21 protein-coding genes and 1 tRNA gene are annotated in these 19,079 nt (G+C 65.4%); 4 read left to right on the forward strand and 18 right to left on the reverse strand.

The features are described 5' to 3' along the window. The first annotated feature begins 14 nt into the window (after positions 1–14). Together FHS92_RS08470 and FHS92_RS08475 are read left to right on the forward strand one after the other, a co-directional pair. Complete coding sequence (locus FHS92_RS08470; protein ID WP_184079497.1) at positions 15–233, forward strand: hypervirulence associated TUDOR domain-containing protein; 219 nt, start codon at positions 15–17, stop codon at positions 231–233. A gap of 60 nt (positions 234–293) precedes the next feature. Continuing rightward, on the forward strand, positions 294–1,028 hold the full coding sequence (locus FHS92_RS08475) for an extensin-like domain-containing protein (RefSeq protein WP_184079499.1): 735 nt from the start codon (positions 294–296) through the stop codon (positions 1,026–1,028). Positions 1,029–1,065: 37 nt separating this feature from the next. Here FHS92_RS08475 and FHS92_RS08480 read toward each other — a convergent pair whose 3' ends face one another. The 15 genes from FHS92_RS08480 to FHS92_RS08550 form a co-directional block, all read right to left on the reverse strand. Further along, complete coding sequence (locus FHS92_RS08480; RefSeq protein ID WP_184079501.1) at positions 1,066–1,857, reverse strand: LysR family transcriptional regulator; 792 nt, start codon at positions 1,855–1,857, stop codon at positions 1,066–1,068. Continuing rightward, a complete protein-coding gene (apaG, locus tag FHS92_RS08485; RefSeq protein WP_184079503.1) occupies positions 1,854–2,252 on the reverse strand; it encodes a Co2+/Mg2+ efflux protein ApaG in 399 nt (132 codons plus the stop codon). Before apaG ends, FHS92_RS08480 begins: the two co-directional genes overlap by 4 nt. A gap of 14 nt (positions 2,253–2,266) precedes the next feature. Continuing rightward, positions 2,267–3,475 (reverse strand): trans-sulfuration enzyme family protein, encoded by a 1,209-nt coding sequence (locus FHS92_RS08490; RefSeq protein ID WP_184079505.1) that lies wholly within the window; start codon positions 3,473–3,475, stop codon positions 2,267–2,269. A gap of 10 nt (positions 3,476–3,485) precedes the next feature. Then, on the reverse strand, positions 3,486–4,526 hold the full coding sequence (gene leuB, locus FHS92_RS08495) for a 3-isopropylmalate dehydrogenase (protein WP_184079507.1): 1,041 nt from the start codon (positions 4,524–4,526) through the stop codon (positions 3,486–3,488). A gap of 49 nt (positions 4,527–4,575) precedes the next feature. Beyond that, entirely contained in the window at positions 4,576–5,319 is a 744-nt protein-coding gene (gene recO / locus FHS92_RS08500) for a DNA repair protein RecO (protein ID WP_184079509.1), read from the reverse strand. Positions 5,320–5,386: 67 nt separating this feature from the next. Further along, positions 5,387–6,343 carry a PAS domain-containing protein gene (locus FHS92_RS08505; RefSeq protein ID WP_184079511.1) on the reverse strand — a complete coding sequence of 319 codons (957 nt, stop codon included), beginning with the start codon at positions 6,341–6,343 and terminating at the stop codon, positions 5,387–5,389. A 111-nt stretch (positions 6,344–6,454) separates the two neighbouring features. Then, on the reverse strand, positions 6,455–8,419 hold the full coding sequence (uvrC, locus tag FHS92_RS08510; protein ID WP_184080277.1) for an excinuclease ABC subunit UvrC: 1,965 nt from the start codon (positions 8,417–8,419) through the stop codon (positions 6,455–6,457). A gap of 210 nt (positions 8,420–8,629) precedes the next feature. After that, positions 8,630–9,274 (reverse strand): F0F1 ATP synthase subunit B family protein, encoded by a 645-nt coding sequence (locus FHS92_RS08515; protein ID WP_246351875.1) that lies wholly within the window; start codon positions 9,272–9,274, stop codon positions 8,630–8,632. Continuing rightward, entirely contained in the window at positions 9,267–9,761 is a 495-nt protein-coding gene (locus FHS92_RS08520; protein ID WP_184079513.1) for a F0F1 ATP synthase subunit B family protein, read from the reverse strand. Before FHS92_RS08520 ends, FHS92_RS08515 begins: the two co-directional genes overlap by 8 nt. A 74-nt stretch (positions 9,762–9,835) precedes the next feature. Then, positions 9,836–10,063, reverse strand: coding sequence for a F0F1 ATP synthase subunit C (locus FHS92_RS08525; RefSeq protein WP_070157997.1), 228 nt, complete (start codon positions 10,061–10,063; stop codon positions 9,836–9,838). A gap of 46 nt (positions 10,064–10,109) precedes the next feature. Continuing rightward, a complete protein-coding gene (locus tag FHS92_RS08530) occupies positions 10,110–10,868 on the reverse strand; it encodes a F0F1 ATP synthase subunit A (RefSeq protein ID WP_221230996.1) in 759 nt (252 codons plus the stop codon). A gap of 72 nt (positions 10,869–10,940) precedes the next feature. Beyond that, positions 10,941–11,276 (reverse strand): AtpZ/AtpI family protein, encoded by a 336-nt coding sequence (locus FHS92_RS08535; protein ID WP_184079517.1) that lies wholly within the window; start codon positions 11,274–11,276, stop codon positions 10,941–10,943. 174 nt (positions 11,277–11,450) lie between these two features. Then, positions 11,451–11,849: a YdbL family probable chaperone protein gene (locus FHS92_RS08540; protein ID WP_184079519.1), complete on the reverse strand. Its 399-nt coding sequence runs from the start codon at positions 11,847–11,849 to the stop codon at positions 11,451–11,453. Then, a complete protein-coding gene (locus FHS92_RS08545; RefSeq protein WP_184079521.1) occupies positions 11,846–12,037 on the reverse strand; it encodes a YnbE family lipoprotein in 192 nt (63 codons plus the stop codon). Before FHS92_RS08545 ends, FHS92_RS08540 begins: the two co-directional genes overlap by 4 nt. A gap of 29 nt (positions 12,038–12,066) precedes the next feature. Continuing rightward, the gene (locus tag FHS92_RS08550; RefSeq protein WP_184079523.1) at positions 12,067–15,303 is read right to left on the reverse strand and encodes an intermembrane phospholipid transport protein YdbH family protein; all 3,237 of its coding nucleotides are present in this window, start codon (positions 15,301–15,303) and stop codon (positions 12,067–12,069) included. 142 nt (positions 15,304–15,445) lie between these two features. Between FHS92_RS08550 and radC the strand changes: the two genes are divergently transcribed. Next, positions 15,446–16,180: a RadC family protein gene (gene radC / locus FHS92_RS08555; RefSeq protein WP_184080282.1), complete on the forward strand. Its 735-nt coding sequence runs from the start codon at positions 15,446–15,448 to the stop codon at positions 16,178–16,180. A gap of 94 nt (positions 16,181–16,274) precedes the next feature. On the opposite strand, the gene FHS92_RS08560 is transcribed toward radC, so the two are convergent. Continuing rightward, positions 16,275–16,745, reverse strand: a complete 471-nt coding sequence (locus tag FHS92_RS08560; protein WP_184079525.1) for an EF-hand domain-containing protein — start codon at positions 16,743–16,745, stop codon at positions 16,275–16,277. A 250-nt stretch (positions 16,746–16,995) separates the two neighbouring features. Here FHS92_RS08560 and purB point away from each other — a divergent pair, with 250 nt between their 5' ends. Further along, entirely contained in the window at positions 16,996–18,309 is a 1,314-nt protein-coding gene (purB, locus tag FHS92_RS08565) for an adenylosuccinate lyase (protein ID WP_184079526.1), read from the forward strand. A gap of 61 nt (positions 18,310–18,370) precedes the next feature. Here purB and FHS92_RS08570 read toward each other — a convergent pair. Together FHS92_RS08570 and FHS92_RS08575 are read right to left on the reverse strand one after the other, a co-directional pair. Then, a tRNA-Ala gene (locus FHS92_RS08570) sits at positions 18,371–18,446 on the reverse strand. Positions 18,447–18,614: 168 nt separating this feature from the next. After that, positions 18,615–18,950: a TIGR02300 family protein gene (locus FHS92_RS08575; protein WP_184079529.1), complete on the reverse strand. Its 336-nt coding sequence runs from the start codon at positions 18,948–18,950 to the stop codon at positions 18,615–18,617. Positions 18,951–19,079 lie beyond the last annotated feature (129 nt).

Below are 19,079 nucleotides of genomic sequence, written 5' to 3' on the forward strand. Positions count from 1 at the left end.
ATCAGGAGACCATCATGACAAAGTCACACGAGCGCGAACCCAAGAAAGGCGATCACGTCACCTGGAACAGCCATGGCGGCGAAGCGGAAGGCACCGTTGTGCGCAAGCAGACCAGCCCCACGCAGATCAAGGGCCATAAGGTTGCCGCCAGCAAGGACAACCCGCAGTTCATCGTTGAGACGGACGATGGCAAGCGCGCCGCGCACAAGGCCGAAGCATTGCACAAGCGGTAGGAATAACGCCCGTAAGGGCAGGGAACGGATACGGCTGCGCCACATTGGCGTTCAGCCGCTATGCGCCTGTCTTCTGTCTTTGGTATCATCAAAATGGCGGCGGTGATCGTCCTCCTGCTGCTGGGCGGGCTGATTGCCTTTGCGTTCCTGAAGCCCGGCCCGCAGGATGTGCCATGGACGGCGCTGCGCCTCGGTGACCCGGTCGGGATATTCACCGGACGCAAGATCGCCGCGCTGACGGCGCAACGGGAGCAGTGCATCGGCCTGTTGCGCAATGCCGGGCTCGTGGTTGAAGCATTGCCGCCGTTGCGCTTGTCCGAGCAATGCGCCGCGCCTGATCGAGTCAGGCTGGCACCGGGGCAGGCAATGCTGGTGCTCAGCCCGACATCGGTTGCACCTTCCTGCCCCGTAGTGGCGGCGACGGCCGTCTGGCACTGGCAGGTGCTCCAGCCCGCAGCCCAGCGGATCTTCGGCACATCGCTCCGCGAAATCGAGCATCTCGGCAGCTTTTCCTGTCGCCGCATCTACGGCCGTGAAACCGGCACATGGAGCGAGCACGCCACAGCGGACGCGCTTGACGTGAGCGGCTTCGTGCTCGCCGATGGCCGGCGCATCTCGGTCGTGCGCGACTGGTCGGATACCGGAGACAAGGGGACGTTCCTGCGTATCGCGCGGGATGGAGCATGCGGGCTGTTCGCGACGGTGCTGTCGCCGGACTATAACGCGGCGCACCGGGACCATTTTCACCTCGATCAGGCGGAGCGAGGGAGCATGCGCTGGCGCGTCTGCCGGTGATCCGAACTCTGTGCTGGCTCGGTACTTGCGCGTGCTCTCAGGTCGTCAGCGCCTCGACCAGCGCCTTGACCTTTTTCTGTCGCCATTGCGGCAGCGGCGCGATCAGCCAGTAGCCGAGGCGAGCGGCCTGCGGTTCGCCGACCGGGCGGACGCGTCCCTCCGCAAGCGCGCGTTCGGCGAGCAGCAAGGGGACGGTCGCGCGGCCGAAGCCATGCGCCGCCGCCGCGATGGCAAGACCTCCGTCCGCCACGCGCATGACCGCCGGTTCATCGCCCGATGGCGAACCCGGCCAGTCGATCCGTGCATCCGCTCCGCCGCCGGGCGCCTCGACCGTGACGCTCAGCGCGTCACCGATCGCCACGCCCTCATGCTCGCCCTCACCATCGGTCAACCGCACGGCGAGATCGAGGTTCGCTTCGGTGAAATCGAGCGTCTCGTCCACCGCGATCAGGGTGAAATGCAGCCCGGGCTGGCGCGCGGCATAATCGGCAAGGCGCGCCTGCAGCCAGCATTCGGTGATGTCGCGCGGCGCGGCGATGGTGAGCGCCATGCTCGATTGCCCGGCCTGCATCGCCCGCACGGCTTCCTCGAACATCAGGAAACCACCCCGCAGTGCTTCGAGCGCGCCTTCGGTCTCGGGCGTCAGTTCCAGCCCCTTGGGCGTGCGGCGAAACAGCACGACGCCCAGCATGTCCTCCAGCGCGCGGATCTGCTGGCCGACGGCAGCGGGGGTTACCGCCAGCTCGTCGGCCGCGCGGGTAAAGCTCAGATGACGGGCCGCGGCGTCCAGCACGCGCAGGCCGTTGAGCGGCAAATGGGTGCGCTTCATTCGGCCACCGCGGGCGCGACGAGGGCGAAGCGGGGAATGGCGACACGCAGCGCCCGCCCGTCCGCCGCGATCATCGTGTAATAGCCCTCCATCACGCCGGTCGGCGTGGCGAGCGGGCAGCCCGAGACATAGTCATAGGATGCACCCGGCTTCACCACCGGCTGCTCGCCGACGACGCCTTCGCCCTCGACATGATGGACTGCGCCGCGTCCGTCGGTAATCTGCCACTTGCGGGTGAGAAGCTGGACCGGCGCATCGCCTTCATTCTCGATCCGCACATGATAGGCCCAGAACCAGCGCCCGCGATCCGGCTCCGACTGCTCCGGCAGGAAGCTGACGGCGACGCGCACGATGATGTCATCGGTTTCCGCGAAAAAGGGGAAAAGCGCCTTCATCGCGACAGAATCCCCTATAGTCCGGCGGCAGTCAATGCTTGATCCAGGTCTGCGATGATATCCTCGGGATCTTCCAGCCCGACATTGATGCGAATCATCCCCTCGACCACGCCCATCGCCTCGCGCCCTTCGGCACCGACGCCGTGATGCGTGGTCGACGCCGGATGCGTCAGCAGCGTGCGCGAATCGCCGATGTTGTTGGAAATGTCCGCCAGCTCGAGCGCATTGAGCAGCGTGTGCGCCTGTTCCCGCCCGCCATCGAGGATGAACGAGAAGATCGGCCCGCACGCCTTCATCTGTGCCATGGCGAGATTGTGCTGCGGATGGCTGGCAAGCCCGGGATGCAGGATCTTCGGCACACGCGTCTCGACAAATTTGCCGACCGCCAGCGCGTTTTCCGACTGACGGCGGGCGCGCATGTCGAGCGTTTCCAGACCCTTCAACACCACCCAGGCGTTGAACGGCGCGAGCGTCGGGCCGGTGTTGCGCTGGAAGGGAAGCAGCACATCGTTGATGAAAGCCTCGCTGCCGCACACGGCCCCAGCGAGCACGCGGCCCTGCCCGTCCATCAGCTTGGTTGCGCTATAGGCAACGACATCCGCACCGAAATCCATCGGCCGCTGGAGCGCGGGGGTGCAGAAGGCGTTGTCGACCACCGTCGTGATGCCATGCGCCTTGGCGAGGCCGCAGACAGTGGCCAGATCAACGATGTCCATCGTCGGATTGGCGGGCGTCTCGAAGAAAAACACCTTCGTATTGGGACGGATTGCCTGCTCCCACGCGGCGTTGTCGCGCGAATCGATCGTGGTCGTCTCGATCCCGAACCGGGGGAAGAGGCTGTCCGTCAGCCAGCGGCACGATCCGAACGCCGCGCGCGCCGCAACCACATGGTCGCCCGCGCTGAGCTGGCACAGCAACGCCGCCGTCATCGCCGCCATCCCGCTCGCCTGCGCACGGCACGCGGCCGCGCCCTCCATCAGGGCGATACGCTCTTCGAGCATCTGCACGGTCGGGTTCTGCAGCCGGGAATAGGTCATCCCGTCATCGTCCCCCGCAAAACGCGCGGCGGCGGTCTGCGCGTCGTCATAGCAATAGCCCGACGTCAGGAAGAGCGCTTCCGACGTCTCGCCCTGCTCGCTGCGCCATGTGCCGCCGCGCACGGCCTGCGTTGCAGGACGCCATTGGGAAGTGATCGCGCGATTTCGTCCGGTGGTGCGTTTCATGCTTGGTTCCTTACAGCGCCGCGAGCACCGCGTCGCCCATTTCACTCGTCGTCATCGTGCCGCCGAGATCCGGCGAGCGTGCGCCGCCCGCCAGCGCCTTGGCGACGGCCGCTTCGATGCGATCGGCGGCGGCACCCTGGTCCAGCGAATAGCGCAGCATCATCGCAGCGGAAAGAATAGTCGCAAGCGGATTGGCCTTGCCCTGCCCCGCGATGTCCGGCGCGCTGCCGTGGATCGGTTCGTACAGGCCCTTGCCGTTCGCATCGAGCGAGGCGGACGCCAGCATGCCGATCGACCCGACGCACATGCTCGCCTGATCCGAGAGGATGTCGCCGAACAGGTTGCCGGTGACGATCACGTCGAACTGGCCGGGATTGCGCACCAGCTGCATCGCGGCGTTGTCGACATACATATGGCTGAGTTCGACGTCGGGATAGTCCGCCGATACCTCGATCACCACGTCGCGCCAGAGCTGCGAGGTTTCAAGCACGTTCGCCTTGTCCACCGAGCAGAGCTTGCCCCGGCGGGCGCGGGCAGCGCGAAAGGCGCTGTGCGCGATGCGGCGCACTTCGGCCTCGTTGTACGACATGATGTCATAGCCTTCGCGCAGGCCATCGGCGGTCTTGCGCATACCCTTCTCGCCGAAATAGACGTCGCCGTTCAGCTCGCGCACGATGACGAGGTCGATCGCGCTCGCGACTTCGGGGCGCAGGGCGGAGGCATCGGCGAGTTCCGCGAACATCTTCGCCGGGCGCAGGTTGGAGAACAGCACCAGTTCCTTGCGCAGGCCGAGGATCGCCTGTTCCGGGCGCAGATGCCGCTCCAGATGGTCGCAGTCGAAATCGCCGACCGCGCCAAACAGGATGGCGTCGGCGCGCCGCGCCACGTCGAGCGTCTCGGGCGGCAGCGGATGGCCGACCGCCTTGTACGCCGCGCCGCCCACCAGCGCTTCCTCATAGGTCAGGTCCAGCCCGAGCGCATCGAGCACGCGACGCGCCTGCGCGATGACCTCCGGCCCGATCCCGTCCCCCGCCAGCAGCGCAATCCGCATGTCATTCTCCCTCAAAAATGCTGCCGCCCGCATATGAACAGGAGCGGGCTTACGCAACCGCTCTTTTGAGGCGCTCGACCAGGCGTTCGCGCGCGGCGAGCACATCCGCGCGCCGTTCGATGAGAATCGAGCGGGTGAGGAAGTGGCCGGTGAGCGCCAGCCCGTCGAGAATGTCGGCCCACTCGGCCACCGCGCTCCCCTCCGGCCGCAGGAAGGCGGGCAGCGGCAGGAGCTTCGCTTCATAGCCGACTGCCCCGGCATCGCTGACCCCTGCTCCGGATCGTGGGCTGACGAACCGAACGCTGGCCTCGTCCGATCCGGTGACGGTGCAGCCGGACAGGTCCAGCCCGAAGCCCAGCTCGGCGAGGAGCAGAAGCTCGTAGCGCACCAGCGCCACCGCCCATCCCCGCGCCGCAGGAGCCGCCTCCACCGCGTTCAGCACGCCGTCGAGCGCAGCGTAGAGCGCCGGATAGGCATTGTCCTCCGGCAGGGCAGTGGCGGTGAGCGCGCAGGCCCAGTCGATCGCGGCGGCGGCGAGCGGCTCCGCCAGCAGGGGCGCGATGCTGTGCGCGAGTTCGACCGTCAGGCCCGCGAGCTGTTCACTGGTGCGCGCGCGAAAGTCCGCCTGCACCCGGTTACCCGGAACCAGCACCGCCCGCATCGCCCGCGACCGCCCGCCCCGCACATAGCCGCTCGCCAGCCCGTCGCGCGGCGTCAACGCCCGCACGATCGCACCATGCTCGCCATGATGGCGAACCGCGCAGAGAATGGCGGGGGTGGTCAGGGAGGGCATGTGTGGTTCTGCTACCCCCTACCGCCATGCCGGTCGATGACCGACCCCGACAGGGGAGCGGCGGGCATCACCCGTTGCGGAACCGCAAGGTGACGGTGAGGCCGCTGGCCTGCCAGTCGATCGTCAGCTCACCCTTGCGGGCGCGAACGATGCGGTCGATCAGCTTGAGGCCCTGTCCGCCGGCGCGGTCCTGCGCCTCCACGGCTTTCGTCGACTGTTCGGTCCAGATGAGGCTGAGTGCGGCGGGTTCGGCGTGGGCCGTGACGTCGATCGTCCCGCCATGGGCAAGCGCACCATGCTTGGCAGAGTTGACCGCGAGTTCGCCCAGCACCAGCGCAATCGCATCGGCCTGCCCCTGTTCGATCAGCGCGGCGGGCAGGGGCGCGATGGCAATGGCGCAGTGGGGCGACTGGAATGGCGAAATCAACGCGGGAATGAGCGTCGCGAGGTCACACGGCACGTCCTGCGTCGAAAACAAGGCCTGCGCCGCACTCAGCGAAACGAGCCGACTCTGCATATCATCGGCAAATTTTTCATGCTCCGGATTGCCGCGCGCGAAGCCGAACAGCAGGCTCGCGATCATCGTGTAGGTGTTCTTGAGCCGATGCCGAAGTTCCGCCGCCGACACCACCAGCGCCTGACGCGCCAGTTCGGTCTCCGTCACGTCGCGAGACACCGCCAGAAAGCCCGTGTCCTGCCCACGCGTATCGGTGACGCGCGACACGGTGACATGCCACCAGCGTGGATTCCCTTTTGCGGTGGGGCAAAAGGCCTCGAATCGAACGGTCCTGCCGGACAGCGCATCGGGCATCGCCGCCAGAATGGTCTGTTGGCTCTCCTGCGGCCAGAAGGACGCCCAAGGCCGTCCCCGCAGATGATCAAAATTGTCGATCTCCATGGCGCACAGGCCGTTGCCGTTCATCCACTGAACGGAGCCATCCAACCCCAGCAATTTGACGCAATCTACGCTCTGATCAAACACAGCCGCCAAGGTCTCTGCGGAAAGGGCAGCCGTGTTCAGCACAAATTTCCGTTCCTTCCCGTCGGCACCCGACGAACGCCGATGCCGGACGTCAGATAGCAATTCGGCGCATGGGGTTAAAGGTGCAATCCAACCGAACTCGATCGCTCCCCCTCACCCGTGAAAATAGTCATACACCGTCTGCGCGACCGCCTTTGACACACCGGGCGCGCGTTGGAGGTCGTCGAGGCGGGCTTCGCGGACGGCCTTGGCTGTGCCGAAGTGCATCAGCAGCGCCTTCTTGCGCGCGGGACCGATGCCTGGAACTTCGTCCAGCGAGGAGACGGTGATCGCCTTGCTGCGTTTCTGCCGGTGCGCGCCGATGGCGAAGCGGTGCGCCTCGTCGCGCAGGCGCTGGACGTAGAAGAGCACCGGGTCGTTGACCGGCAGGCTGATTTCCCGCCCATCAGGCAGGTGAAACACCTCGCGCCCGTCGCGGCCGTGGTGCGGCCCCTTGGCGACGCCGACAAGGGGGACATCCTCCACGCCTAGGTCGGCCAGGATCTGCCGTGCCGCATTCAGTTGCCCCTTGCCGCCGTCGATCAGGACGAGGTCGGGCCAGTCGGTACGGTGATCGTCGGCATCGGGCGCGCTCGGTGGCACCTCGCCGGGCGAATCGCTCCCCGCTTCCTCCTTCAGCAGCGCGCCGAAGCGGCGCTGGAACATCTCACGCATCATCGCGAAATCGTCGCCGGGCGCGGTCTCCGGGTTCTTGATGTTGAACTTGCGATAGGCGTTCTTGCGGAACCCCTCCGGCCCGGCGACGACCATCGCGCCGAGCGCGTGGCTGCCCTGAATATGGCTGTTGTCGTAAATTTCGATGCGTTCGGGCGACTCGCCCAGGTCGAACAGGTCGGCGAGCGAGCGGAGAAGTTTGCCCTGCGTTGTACTTTCCGCCTGCCGCCGTTCGAGCGCTTCGGCGGCGTTGCGGCGCGCCTGCTCGATCAGCTTGGTGCGCGGACCGCGCTTGGGCGTATCGATGCGGACCTTGTGCCCGGCCTTGACGCACAACGCCTCCGCGATCAGCTCGCACTCCTCCAGCAGCCGGTCGGTGAGGATCTGGCGCGGCGGGGGCACGTCCTCGTAGAACTGGAGGAGGAAGGCGCTCAGCACCTCGTCCTCGCTGACTTCGCTGGTGTGAACGGGGAAGATGGAATGGCTGCCGCAATTCTGGCCGCCGCGCACGAAGAAGGCCTGAATGCACATCGCTCCGCCGTGGGCGGCGAGCGCGAAGATGTCCGCATCTTCCAGCCCCTCGCCGTTGATCGCCTGTGCGGTCTGGATGAAGGTGAGCGCCTTCAATCGGTCGCGGAACACGGCGGCGAGTTCGAAGTCCATATTCTCCGCCGCACGCTGCATCGCATCGGCGAGCTTGGCCTGCACGCCGGTCGCCTTGCCGGAGAGGAAATCCTCGGCATCCGCCACCAGTTCGGCATAGCCCGCCGCGTCGATCCGCTCCACACAGGGGGCCGAACAACGCTTGATCTGGTAGAGCAGGCAGGGGCGGGATCGGTTGGCGAAGAAGCTGTCGGTGCAGCTGCGCAGCAGGAACAGCTTCTGCATGGCGTTCAGCGTGCGGTTGACCGCGCCGCCGCTGGCATAGGGGCCGAAATAGCGGCCCTTTGCCTTGCGCGCGCCGCGATGCTTCTGAATACGCGGGAAGGGATGGTCGTGGCGAACGAGGATGAACGGGAAGCTTTTGTCGTCGCGCAGCAGCACATTATAGGGCGGTCGGTAGCGCTTGATGAGCTGCGCTTCGAGCAGCAAGGCTTCCGCCTCGCTGTTGGTGGTGACGATGGTCATCGAGCGGGTCTGCGCGACCATGCGCTGCAACCGTTTGGGCAGGCGCGTGATCTGCACATAGTTGCTCACGCGGTTCTTGAGTGCCTTCGCCTTGCCGACATAGAGCACATCACCCCGCGCATCGACCATGCGATAAACGCCCGGCCGGGCGGGCAGCGTGGCGAGCACGTTGCGGATCGCGGCGACGCCCGCGTCGATATCCGGCTGGCCCAGGCCGCGCACGGCATAAGCGGAATTCTCTTCGCTGAAACGGTCGGGAACGGGGGGAAGCGCCATCATGCCGATGTAGAAAGACCGGACTGGATTGCCCAGCCCGGTCAATAAGAATATTCGCGCGAGTAGCGTTCTATCGGCCGGGCGATATGCTCATGACAACCGTTCGTCCTGAGTCGGGACTGAGCTTGACGAAGGTCCGTATCGAAAGACAGCCCTTCGATACGCCATTTCGACTTCGCTCAAGGACTACTCAGGACGAACGGCTCGTGGTTAGTTGATGGTACCCAGCGCCTTGATGGTGCTGTCGACCATCGCCTTGTCGGCCTTGGCATCGTGGTTCTGCGCGATGAGCGCGGCGGCGGCCGATGTCGCGGCGGACACGGCGCGGCTGCGGATGTCGGCGATGGCGGCGCGTTCGGCGGCACCGATCTTGTCTTCGGCCATCTTCTGACGGCGCTTGACCAGCGCAGCGGTGCTCGTCTTCGCGTCGGCCAGCAGCAGGGCGGCTTCTTCCTCGGCACGAGCGCGCAAGGCGGCGGCGTCGTTTTCAGCCGAGGCGAGCTTGGCCTGATACTCGGCCTTCAGCGCTTCGGCTTCGGCGCGCAGCTTGGCGGCTTCGTCGAGCTGGGCACGGATCGTCGCGATGCGGCTGTCGAGGCCACGCGTGATGAGCGCAGGAACCTTCTTCCAGATCAGCACGCCGATGAAGATCAGCATCGCGAGGCTGACGATGGCGGTCGCGTTCATAAAGCCGCCGGCTCCGCCGATCGCGGGATCGGGCGCATGCGCTTCGGGACCGCCATGCGCTTCCGTCATGGCGTGAACGTCACCCTGCAGATCCTGCGTCTTGTCCGCCTGATCGAGATTGTGGGCAACCGCGTGCGACGGGTTGGTCATGTTCATTTCCTCAGCCATGGGCCAGAGCCGCCTTTACGGCTGCCGCGGCGGCTTCCGGTGTTGCCTGCGCACCGGAAATCTTGGCGACCATGTCACGGGCGGCATCGGCCGACACCGCTTCGATCTCCTGAAGAGCCGACACCGATGCGGCGCGGATCGAGGCTTCCGCCGCGCTGATCTTTTCGGCGATCTTGGCGTCGGCGGTAGCGATCTGCTTTTCCGAAGCCTTGGCGGCCTTGGCTTTTGCTTCGGCCACCATAGCCTGCGCTGCCGCGCGGTTGTCGGCATCCTTGGCGCGCTGTTGCGCCTCGATTTCGTCGGCACGGGCAAATGCCGCCTTGGCTTCGGCCAGATCGCCAGCGATCTTGCTGTCGCGCGCTTCCACCGTCGACTGGATCTTGGGCACCATGCCCAGACCGATGACGAAGAAAACCAGACCGAACGTAATCAGCAGCCAGAAGATCTGGCTGGAATAGGTTGCGGCGAGTTGCGCTATCTGAGGCATTGCACCCGTCCCAAGAATGAGCGTGCGCGGGCGGCGATCATCGTCCGCCCGTCACACAAGAAAAACGTCGGTGTTTAGGCGACGAAGATCAGGATCATCGACACAACGAACGCGAGCAGACCGAGAAGTTCGGCGGCCGCGAAGCCGATGAACAGACGGCCCTGCTGGCCATCAGCGGCCGACGGGTTGCGCAGCGCGCTTTCGAGGAACGAGCCGAAGACGTTGCCCACGCCCAGAGCGGCCATACCGGCACCGATTGCAGCCAGACCGGCACCGATCAGCTTTGCGGCTTCTGCGTCCATAACGATAACTCCTTTTCTAAACCTGTATAAAATGTTGACGAAATTCTCAGTGCAGATGCTCAGCGTCGTTGATGTAAAGCGACGTGAGCAGTGCAAACACATAGGCCTGAATGCAGGCGACCAGCATTTCCAGCGCGCTGATGCCGATCATCAGCGCGAAGCTGGGGATGCCGACGAGCGCGCCGTAGCCGACGCCCGCATTGGTCGAGTTGATGACGAAGCCAGCCAGCACCTTCAGCAGCACGTGCCCCGCCGTCATCGCGACGAAGAGCCGCAGACCCAGCGAGAAGGGGCGCACCATAAACGAGACCAGCTCGATCGGGAAGATCACCGGGATCATCGGCAGCGGCGTGCCGTGCGGCACGAACAGCGAGAAGAAGTGCAGCTTGTGCTTGAAGAAGCCAACGATCAGCACGATCGAGAAGCTGAGCACCGCCAGAGCACCGGTCACGGTGAAATGGCTGGTGAAGGTGAAGGGGTGCACGCCCACAAGGCCGAGCGGCAACAGGCCGAGCAGGTTCGCCAGCAGGATGAACATGAAGAGCGAGAAGACATAGGGCATGTACTTCTTGCCCGCGCTGCCCGCATTTTCGAGCAACAGCTTGTCGATGAAGCCGGTGAAGAATTCCACCGCCGCCTGCCAGCGACCGGGAACCAGTTCGCGCTTCATGCCGCCCGCAACGAAGATCCACAGCACGATGGTGGTCGCGACCATCCACAGTGCGCTGTTCGTGAAGGCGATATTGTGACCCGCGAGCTGCCAGTGATCGGTGCCGAACAACGGCTCGATCGAAAACTGATGCATCGGATCGATTTTACCAGACTCTGCCACGCAAGACCCCTGAACGCTCGTTCTGTTACTGCGACAAAAGCGCCCTCATTCCTTTGGACGCTTCGTCGAAATCCGGATGATGTTCCTGAAGGCCACGATGATCCCCATAAAGAGGAAAACCAGCAGGAGCCATGGGCTGGTTGGGTGGCCGAATTTCCCGAACATTTCGTCCAGGAACCATCCAACCAACGCACCACCGGCAAGCCCCCCGATCAGTTCGGCCAGTACGCGGTTGCCGAGGCGGGTGTTCTCATCCGCTTTCGGGTCGGTCTGACCAGTCCTGACCTGTTCCTGACGCTCGGCCCGCGCGATTCGCTGTTGCAGCGATGCGATGCGGGCGTCTTCGTCAGCCGGGTCCTGCCCGGGTCCATCCTCCGCCATTCCGGCCTCCTTTCCCGCGCGTATCGCGCAATCGAGAAAGGCCATGAACGCAAGAGACTGCACCCGTCAAGGCGCGGCCCGTTTAGAAAGGGGAGGGATACAAGTCAACCGGAGAGCGCACCGGTGCGGCCAAACTCTTTCGCATGCGCGAACGAGACGCGAAAACAGCCGGTATCAGCCCGCCGTCGCGCAGTAGGACGGCAGCGCAATGGGCGCTGCGCCCTTGGTCTGCCATGCGCCGGAGCCGATGCGGTAGACCTGGCCGGTCTTCACGCGGTTGGACAAAGTCTGGCATCCGGTGGCGGCGGCGACATCCGCGACGGTCACCCCGCGCTTACTCGCAAGGTCGGTATAGGCGGCACGGCGCTTGATGTTGATCGCCTCGACTTCGGCGCGCACGTCCGCGCCGACCGACCCGGCAATGCCGAGATAGCCGTCGGATTGCTCGCCCACGGCACCGCTCGCCATGGCGGCCGCGACCACGCCGGATTGCGCGCGGGCGGGGGCGGACAGGACCAGACCGGTGGCGACGACGCCCAGCGCGGCGGCGATGAAAAAGGCTTTGCGTGTCATTGCGGGAACAACTCCGGATTGTTGGTGATCAGCTCTTGCGCGTCCTTTTGCAGACGCACGACCACTTCCTGCTGCACCTTGACGTTGAGATTGATTTCGATCGGCTTGTCGGGAGCCTTCACGGTGATGCACCCGCCGAGCGAGAGCAGCAGCAGCGCGCCCAAGACGGGCGGGGCCGGTGACTTCATCCGCCATGCGCGATCATCCTCATATGCTCTCATTTCTTTTCCCCTGATACGCCAGTGTCGCTTTCGCGCGGCTGAACGGCAAGATGGTTTTGTTTGACCGGCTGAAATCCGTCGCCGAGCTGGCTGCGGATCAGGTAGCTCGGGTCGACGAACGACTTGGCGGTGTTCATAAGTCCCCGGAACGGCGCGCTAATCTTGATGTTGAAGATGAACGGCAGGCCGATGAACTGGCGCGCGATCGGCTTGGGCACGGCGCTCAGCTCACCCCGGTTGACGCCGTTGAAGGCGACCTGCGTGACGATTTCCCCGTCGATCGCCCCATCCATAAGGATGGTCAGGCACTTATATTGCAGGTTTTTGAGCGCGTCGAAGGCAAGTCGGCCGAATCGCCCCAGATTCTCGTTCGACACCTGCCCGACATAGGCGAGCGTGCCGCCCTGCCGGTTGCGATCGCAGGGGACGTCGAGCCCCTCGATATGCTGGATCACCAGCGGCGGCATTCCCTGTTGCCGGGCCACCAATATGCCGCCCACGATGCGGCCGCCCTGCGCGTCGAACACCATCGGCAGCAAGCCATCGAACGTGCCGGTGGCCGAGATATTGTCGAGCTCCATCGTATTGATGAACGCGCCCGCATCCATGCCGAGCACCCGGAAGGTGAGGTTGCGGGCGCGTTCCGCCCCGAAATCCATGACGCTGGGGAGCAATGTCAGTTCGCCGCCGGAGAAGGGCCAGCGCCCGCCCTCGACACCGACCTGCTGGTTCGGGAGGAGCTGGTAACGGATCACGCCGTCGACGACTTCGATGCCCGGGTTGATGCTGCGCACGGTAGCGACCTGCCCCGGTGCGGTGACGAGGCCGATGAGGTCGGTGAAGCGCAAGGTCGTCGACAGCCCCTCGACCGGACCGAAGGCGGCGGCGAGGTTCATGCCCTGCGTGGAAAATTCACCCGTGCTCGTTACGCCGCGCGACGTCCAGCGCACCTGCCCGCGCCCGGTGACCGTGCCGCGCGCGTTGGCGACCACGCCGAGCGCGAGGCGCGTCACATCCTCTGGCTGGGTCGCGGCATCAAAGCGCAGCGCATCCACCACCATGTCCGCCTGTCCCGTGCCGGAACCGAGATCATGCGTTACCACCACCCGGCCGACCGGCGCGTCGGTGCGTGGCACGACGAACAGCCCCTGCGCATCAATGCGGCTGTTGGCGAGGGTCAGGCGGAAATCGCGCGACACGAGCGGATTGAAACGGTCGGGATTTGCGGCGTCGATCACGGTGATCGCGCCGTTGAGGGCGAGGGCGCTGTTGACGAAACTCCAGCGCGCATTGCCGTCGCGCACCAACAGGGGAACGGCGCCGATCTGCCCCTCGATCCCGCCCGCGGTGCCACCCAGCCCACCGCGCAGCGACCCGCCGGCCAGCGTCGCAGCGGAGAGACGGATCGGCGTGTCGGAACGCCCGATCAGCAGCTTTGCATGGGCGAGAGTGAAGCGCCCGTCGGCCAGCGTCGCCCGCGCCATGTCCGCGGTCAGGAGCATCGGATTGTCGCCCAGCGCACCGTTTATCCGCAGCGCGCGAATCGTCCCGCCGCCCGCCACGCGGCCGTTGTTGACCGCCAGCAAGCCAGCGGAAGTGGTGGGGCACAAACGCAGGTTCGTGCGGCCGATGACCAGCGATCCCGTGCGCAGGCTGGTGAAACGCAGCGGCGCGCAGGCGGGATTGACGCTAAGCGCGCCATTGCGGCGCAGGGTCGCCTCGACGGGCAGGGACAGGCCGCGCACGCTGCCCCCCGCGAGCGGTCCGTCAAGGGTCAGCGCGGTAAAGATCCGCGTGACGCCGCCCGCGGAAGCAACGAAGCGGACTGGCTCCAGCGCGAGCCGCGCGCCCGACGCGACATAGGGCTCCGCGAAGAGTTGCCCGGATACGCCCCCGTCCGGCGCGGCGCGCAGACGCAAGGCGGCCACCGGCAGTCCACCTCCCTCGCTCGCCAGACTACCGGTCAGGGTCCAGGCGCTCATGTCCTTTTGGGCGGGCCAGCGCGTATCGAACCGCCCGCCCTCGCTCAAACGGATATGGGCGCCGCTGCCGCTTGTGAAATCGAGCGCGGAGAGCGTGGCCTCTCCCGCATTGCCTGCACTGCTGGCGGCAAAGCGGAAACGGGTGCGGTTGTCGCGCTGCGCGGCGGCCAGCGCATCGGCGAGGCGCCGAACGAGGGGAGCAACCGGCGTGCCCGACCCGGCCGTGCGCAGGCTGGCGAGGCCCGATGCGCTCAACCCGGACAGATCGGCGACGTCCCCCTGCCCTTTCGCCTGCATCCGTCCACCACCGAAGGACCCGGCAGCGCGGATGCTCCCTGTGCCGGTGTGCAGCGTGCCCGCCCGAAGCGCCGCCAGCCCCAGCGTGGCCTCGCCCCTCGTCGCTTTTGCCATGCCGTCGAAACGGCCGGCGAGCGTCGGGCCTGCAAGCGTTACGCCCTGCGCCCGCGCCGCGCTGGCCGCCCCTTTGACGCTGCCCGTCCAGTGGTCGAGTTGCGGGGAAAGACGCAGGTCGATCTGCGCGGCGAGGGCTGCGAGCGTCACTCCTCCATCCGCACAGCGCAGGGCGGGCGCACGCACGGGTCCGGTCACATGGGGGCTGCCCTCGCGCAGCCGGATGGCGAGATAGGCGGTCAGGCGGGGCGCCACGCACCCGGCCATCGCCGCATTGTTCATCAGGGCGGCGAGTTGCCCGGCGAAACCGGATTGCAGATTGCCGCTGCCCGCGATCGTCATGCCCATCGGTCCGGCATCGGTTTCCAGCCGGATCCGCGAATCGCTGAGGCGCAGATCGATGTCGGGCAGGCTGAACGGCGCGGTCGAGGACGAATCGCGAAATTTATCCAGTTCGCCCAGCCGCAGCGTGCCGCCCCGGGCATCGCCATAAAGCCGCGCGCCTGTGACACGCACGGCCACGACACGCGGTTGCACCGCGCCATAGCCCAGATCGATCTCGACGGCCTTTGCGAACAGTTCAGGCCGCACCGGATCGCCCAGCACCAGATTTTCGATCCGCTGGGTGCGCACGCCCACCTGCACGAGATCATAGCGGGCGCGGACATCGCGCGCGGCAAGCGAGCGGGCGATGAAATCATCGGCAATCGGCTTGCGCTGGATCCACAGCACGCCGAGCACCAACACCACAAGGCCCAGCGCGACGAGCGTCCAGCGGAGGCCGCGACGCCGCGCGGCGGGCGAGAGGTCGTCGCCTTCCGATGCCGCCGCTTCCGTCATTTCGTTCCGCCTGTCACGCGCGCTCACACACTCCTGTCCCGGTATCCTTGTGCCCATTGCTGCCCAAACGCAAACTGAACGGCGAATATCCTTGCCGGGTGCGCGGCCAGTGCTTAGCCCTTGCACGATGAGTGGGGGCACGATGAACGGGGGATTGTTCGACGACGGGGCCGCGCAACCGCAACAGAGCGTGCGCGATGGGGCCAGCCATGACGGGTTCGGGCATCGTGCCCGGCTGCGCCAGCGGCTCGCGGAGGGCGGGCCGGACGCCCTGATGGATCATGAGCTGGTCGAATATCTGCTCGCGCTGGCCATTCCCCGCCGGGACACGAAGCCGCTCGCCAAGCGGTTGATCGCCGAGTTCGGCGGCATCGGCGGTCTCCTCAATGCGGACTGGCAGGCCTTGTCGCGAATCACCGGGATGGGCGACACCAGCATCGCCGCGGTCAAGATCGTGCAGGCGGCGGCGCTGCGCATGCTGCGCGCGCAGGTGAAAGACCAGCCGGTGCTGGCGAGCTGGCAGGCGCTGCTCGATTATCTGCGCGCGGACATGGCGCACATGACGATCGAGCGGGTGCGCGTGCTGCACCTCAACGCGCGCAACATGCTGATCCGTGACGAGCATATGGGTGACGGATCGGTCGACCAGGCCGCGATCTACACGCGCGAGGTCATCCGCCGTGCGATTGATCTGGGATCCAGCTCGCTCATTCTCGTCCACAACCATCCGAGCGGGTCGCCCCAGCCCAGCCGTCAGGACATCGACATCACCCGCCAGATCGTCGAGGCGGGCAAGCCGTTCGGCATATCGGTCCATGATCACATCATTATCGGCGCCGAAGGATATTCCAGCATGCGGGCGATGGGGCTGCTTTAGCGCGTCTGGTCGAACGGAAGCAAAAAAGGAGCAGCATGGTTGATCCATGCTGCTCCCGGTGCGACCCGATTGTACGGGTTATCATGTGGACGGATTAACCGCCCAGATAGGTGGTCAGTTCAGCCTTGGTGATAGTTGCATTTTTGTCGGCGTCGGCCGTCGTAAAGGCGCCGTCCGCCCAAGCGGTCACTTCAGCAGCCGGCATCTGCTTGCCGGTCGCCTTCATTTCCTGCTCCTTCAGAGCGACAAGCCACTTGGAAAATTCCGGTTTGGAAAGCTGACCGGACTTGTCGGCGTCATAAGTCGGGAACTCTGAATCGACAATCTTGGCGATGTCCGAAGCGCCCGCAGGCTGCGCGGCCGCCGTCGTAGCCGTGTCCGCTGTTGCGGGCGAAGCCGGAGTTGCGGGTGTTGCCGGGGTCGCGGCGGTGGCGCCCGTCGCGCTATCCTGCACTGCGCCCGTTGCCGGGGCGGCCGGAGCAGCCGGGGTCGCTGGTGTCACGCTTTGCGCAAAGGCGGGGGCCGCCGCCAGCAGGGCAGCACTGGTCAAAAGAGTACGGATCATAACATTCCTCCACTTGGTGAAAATGCCGTGAGGCACGAAAGCTGTTCACCCCCAACGCCCAGTTAAGGACGTGGTTTCGCCGGGCAACCCTCCCGTTCCCATCCGTCCGCGTCTGCGTACCGCCCATCCCACCGCCGTGCGAAAAGTGCGGCGAGATGTTGACGAAAAAGGCGGCCTTCGCGCCATTGCCCCTGCCCTGTCATACTGCTAGGCGGCCGGTGATCCTTCCTTTTGCAACAAGAGTCGCCTTATGGTTCCGCGCTATTCCCGCCCCGAAATGTCCGCGATCTGGGAGCCGGAAGCGCGCTTTCGCATCTGGTTTGAGATCGAGGCGCACGCGACCGACGCGCTCGCGGAACTCGGCGTGGTCCCGAAAGCGGCAGCCAAGGCGCTGTGGGACTGGTGGGCGACCAACCCCGCAATCGACGTGGCCGCCATCGACGCGATCGAGGCTGTCACCAAGCATGACGTGATCGCGTTCCTGACCTGGGTTGCGGACAATGTGGGCGAGGAAGCCCGTTTCATGCATCAGGGCATGACCAGTTCCGACGTGCTCGACACCTGCCTTGCGGTGCAGTTGGCGAAGGCATCGGACATCCTGATCGCCGATCTCGACGCTCTGCTCGCCGCGATCAAGCGCCGGGCGTTCGAGCATAAGCTGACCCCGACAATCGGCCGCAGCCACGGCATCCACGCCGAGCCGGTCACCTTCGGCCTCAAGATGGCGGAAGCCTATGCCGAATTTTCCCGTGCGAAGCAGCGCCTGATCGCCGCGCGTGCGGACGTCGCGACCTGCGCGATTTCCGGCGCAGTCGGCACCTTCGCGAACATCGATCCGCGCGTGGAGGACCATGTCGCTGCCAAACTCGGCCTGACCGTCGAACCCGTTTCCACCCAGGTGATCCCGCGCGACCGGCATGCGATGTTCTTCGCGACGCTGGGCGTCATCGCCAGCTCGATCGAACGGCTCGCGACTGAGGTGCGCCATCTGCAGCGCACCGAAGTGCTGGAGGCGGAGGAATATTTCTCGCCCGGCCAAAAGGGATCGAGCGCGATGCCGCACAAGCGCAACCCGGTGCTGACCGAGAACCTGACCGGCCTCGCCCGCATGGTGCGCAGCGCCGCCCTGCCCGCGATGGAAAATGTCGCGCTCTGGCATGAGCGGGATATTTCCCACAGTTCGGTCGAGCGGTTCATCGGCCCGGACGCGACCATCACGCTCGACTTCGCGCTGGGGCGGCTGACAGGCGTGATCGACAAGCTGCTGATCTACCCCGAGCGGATGATGAAGAATCTCGACAAGATGGGCGGCCTTGTCCACTCGCAGCGCGTGCTGCTCGCCCTCACGCAGGCGGGCGTCAGCCGCGAGGACGCGTACCGCCTCGTTCAGCGCAACGCGATGAAGGTGTGGGAATCCGATGGGGCGCTTTCGCTTATGGAGCTGCTGAAAGGCGACACCGATGTCACCGCAGCGCTTTCACCGGAGGCGATCGAGGAGAAATTCGACCTCGGCTATCATTTCAAGCAGGTCGACACGATCTTCGCGCGCGTATTCGGCGAGTAGCGCTCCACAAAGCCGCCTGCGCGCGCAACGCGCCTGTGCATGATCGGTGGCGAAAGGGAAATGGTGGAGCCTAGCGGGATCGAACCGCTGACCTCCTGCATGCCATGCAGGCGCTCTCCCAGCTGAGCTAAGGCCCCATATCCATTTGCGCAGCGGCGGCCGGGAAGCGGGCCGATGCGGGGACCATGCCTTTAGCAACAAGGCGCCCGGTTCCCAAGGGTTTTTCGGGCCGGGAGCGTCCTGAAACATCCCCCGATCCGGTGAGGCGCTGCCTTTAGGCGAGCAGCGCCCCTTTTTGCAAGTGCTTAATTGTCGTCGCTGTCGTCGTCGGTCCCGGCATCAAGGCCGAGATCGTCGTCACCACCCAGATCGACGTCATTGTCCGGCGAGTCGCCGTCCTCATCCACGTCGATATCGATGTCCAGATCCTCGTCGACCACGGCGAGATCGGCATCGACCACTTCCACGACCTTCTTGGGCGCTTCCTCATAGGGAAGCGGCTGCTTGGACTTGAGGATCGGTTCAGGATCCCACGCGCCGCCGCAGTTGATGCAGGTGACGGGCGAATCCTTGCCCAGATCGTAAAAGCGCGTCGCGCATTTCGGGCAGGTCCGTTTCGTGCCCCATTCAGGCTTCACCATGTGCCGCCGTCCATCCTTCAGATATAATGCAAAATCGCCAAAGCCGCCCGAAGGACAGTTCCTCCGCGCGAAGTGAGGCGCGCCTTGCCATAGCCGGACGGCGCTGTCAAAAGCCGGGTCGATTTTTGT

It is taken from the genome of Sphingobium subterraneum (assembly GCF_014199435.1).
Taxonomy (GTDB): domain Bacteria; phylum Pseudomonadota; class Alphaproteobacteria; order Sphingomonadales; family Sphingomonadaceae; genus Sphingobium; species Sphingobium subterraneum.

Coding starts and splice junctions, on each gene's coding strand:
- FHS92_RS08470 (WP_184079497.1), top strand. CDS start 15: ATGACAAAGTCACACGAGCGCGAACCCAAGAAAGGCGATCACGTCACC.
- FHS92_RS08475 (WP_184079499.1), top strand. CDS start 294: ATGCGCCTGTCTTCTGTCTTTGGTATCATCAAAATGGCGGCGGTGATC.
- FHS92_RS08480 (WP_184079501.1), bottom strand. CDS start 1,857: ATGAAGCGCACCCATTTGCCGCTCAACGGCCTGCGCGTGCTGGACGCC.
- apaG (WP_184079503.1), bottom strand. CDS start 2,252: ATGAAGGCGCTTTTCCCCTTTTTCGCGGAAACCGATGACATCATCGTG.
- FHS92_RS08490 (WP_184079505.1), bottom strand. CDS start 3,475: ATGAAACGCACCACCGGACGAAATCGCGCGATCACTTCCCAATGGCGT.
- leuB (WP_184079507.1), bottom strand. CDS start 4,526: ATGCGGATTGCGCTGCTGGCGGGGGACGGGATCGGGCCGGAGGTCATC.
- recO (WP_184079509.1), bottom strand. CDS start 5,319: ATGCCCTCCCTGACCACCCCCGCCATTCTCTGCGCGGTTCGCCATCAT.
- uvrC (WP_184080277.1), bottom strand. CDS start 8,419: ATGGCGCTTCCCCCCGTTCCCGACCGTTTCAGCGAAGAGAATTCCGCT.
- FHS92_RS08515 (WP_246351875.1), bottom strand. CDS start 9,274: ATGGCTGAGGAAATGAACATGACCAACCCGTCGCACGCGGTTGCCCAC.
- FHS92_RS08520 (WP_184079513.1), bottom strand. CDS start 9,761: ATGCCTCAGATAGCGCAACTCGCCGCAACCTATTCCAGCCAGATCTTC.
- FHS92_RS08525 (WP_070157997.1), bottom strand. CDS start 10,063: ATGGACGCAGAAGCCGCAAAGCTGATCGGTGCCGGTCTGGCTGCAATC.
- FHS92_RS08530 (WP_221230996.1), bottom strand. CDS start 10,868: ATGCATCAGTTTTCGATCGAGCCGTTGTTCGGCACCGATCACTGGCAG.
- FHS92_RS08535 (WP_184079517.1), bottom strand. CDS start 11,276: ATGGCGGAGGATGGACCCGGGCAGGACCCGGCTGACGAAGACGCCCGC.
- FHS92_RS08540 (WP_184079519.1), bottom strand. CDS start 11,849: ATGACACGCAAAGCCTTTTTCATCGCCGCCGCGCTGGGCGTCGTCGCC.
- FHS92_RS08545 (WP_184079521.1), bottom strand. CDS start 12,037: ATGAAGTCACCGGCCCCGCCCGTCTTGGGCGCGCTGCTGCTGCTCTCG.
- FHS92_RS08550 (WP_184079523.1), bottom strand. CDS start 15,303: ATGACGGAAGCGGCGGCATCGGAAGGCGACGACCTCTCGCCCGCCGCG.
- radC (WP_184080282.1), top strand. CDS start 15,446: ATGAACGGGGGATTGTTCGACGACGGGGCCGCGCAACCGCAACAGAGC.
- FHS92_RS08560 (WP_184079525.1), bottom strand. CDS start 16,745: ATGATCCGTACTCTTTTGACCAGTGCTGCCCTGCTGGCGGCGGCCCCC.
- purB (WP_184079526.1), top strand. CDS start 16,996: ATGGTTCCGCGCTATTCCCGCCCCGAAATGTCCGCGATCTGGGAGCCG.
- FHS92_RS08575 (WP_184079529.1), bottom strand. CDS start 18,950: ATGGTGAAGCCTGAATGGGGCACGAAACGGACCTGCCCGAAATGCGCG.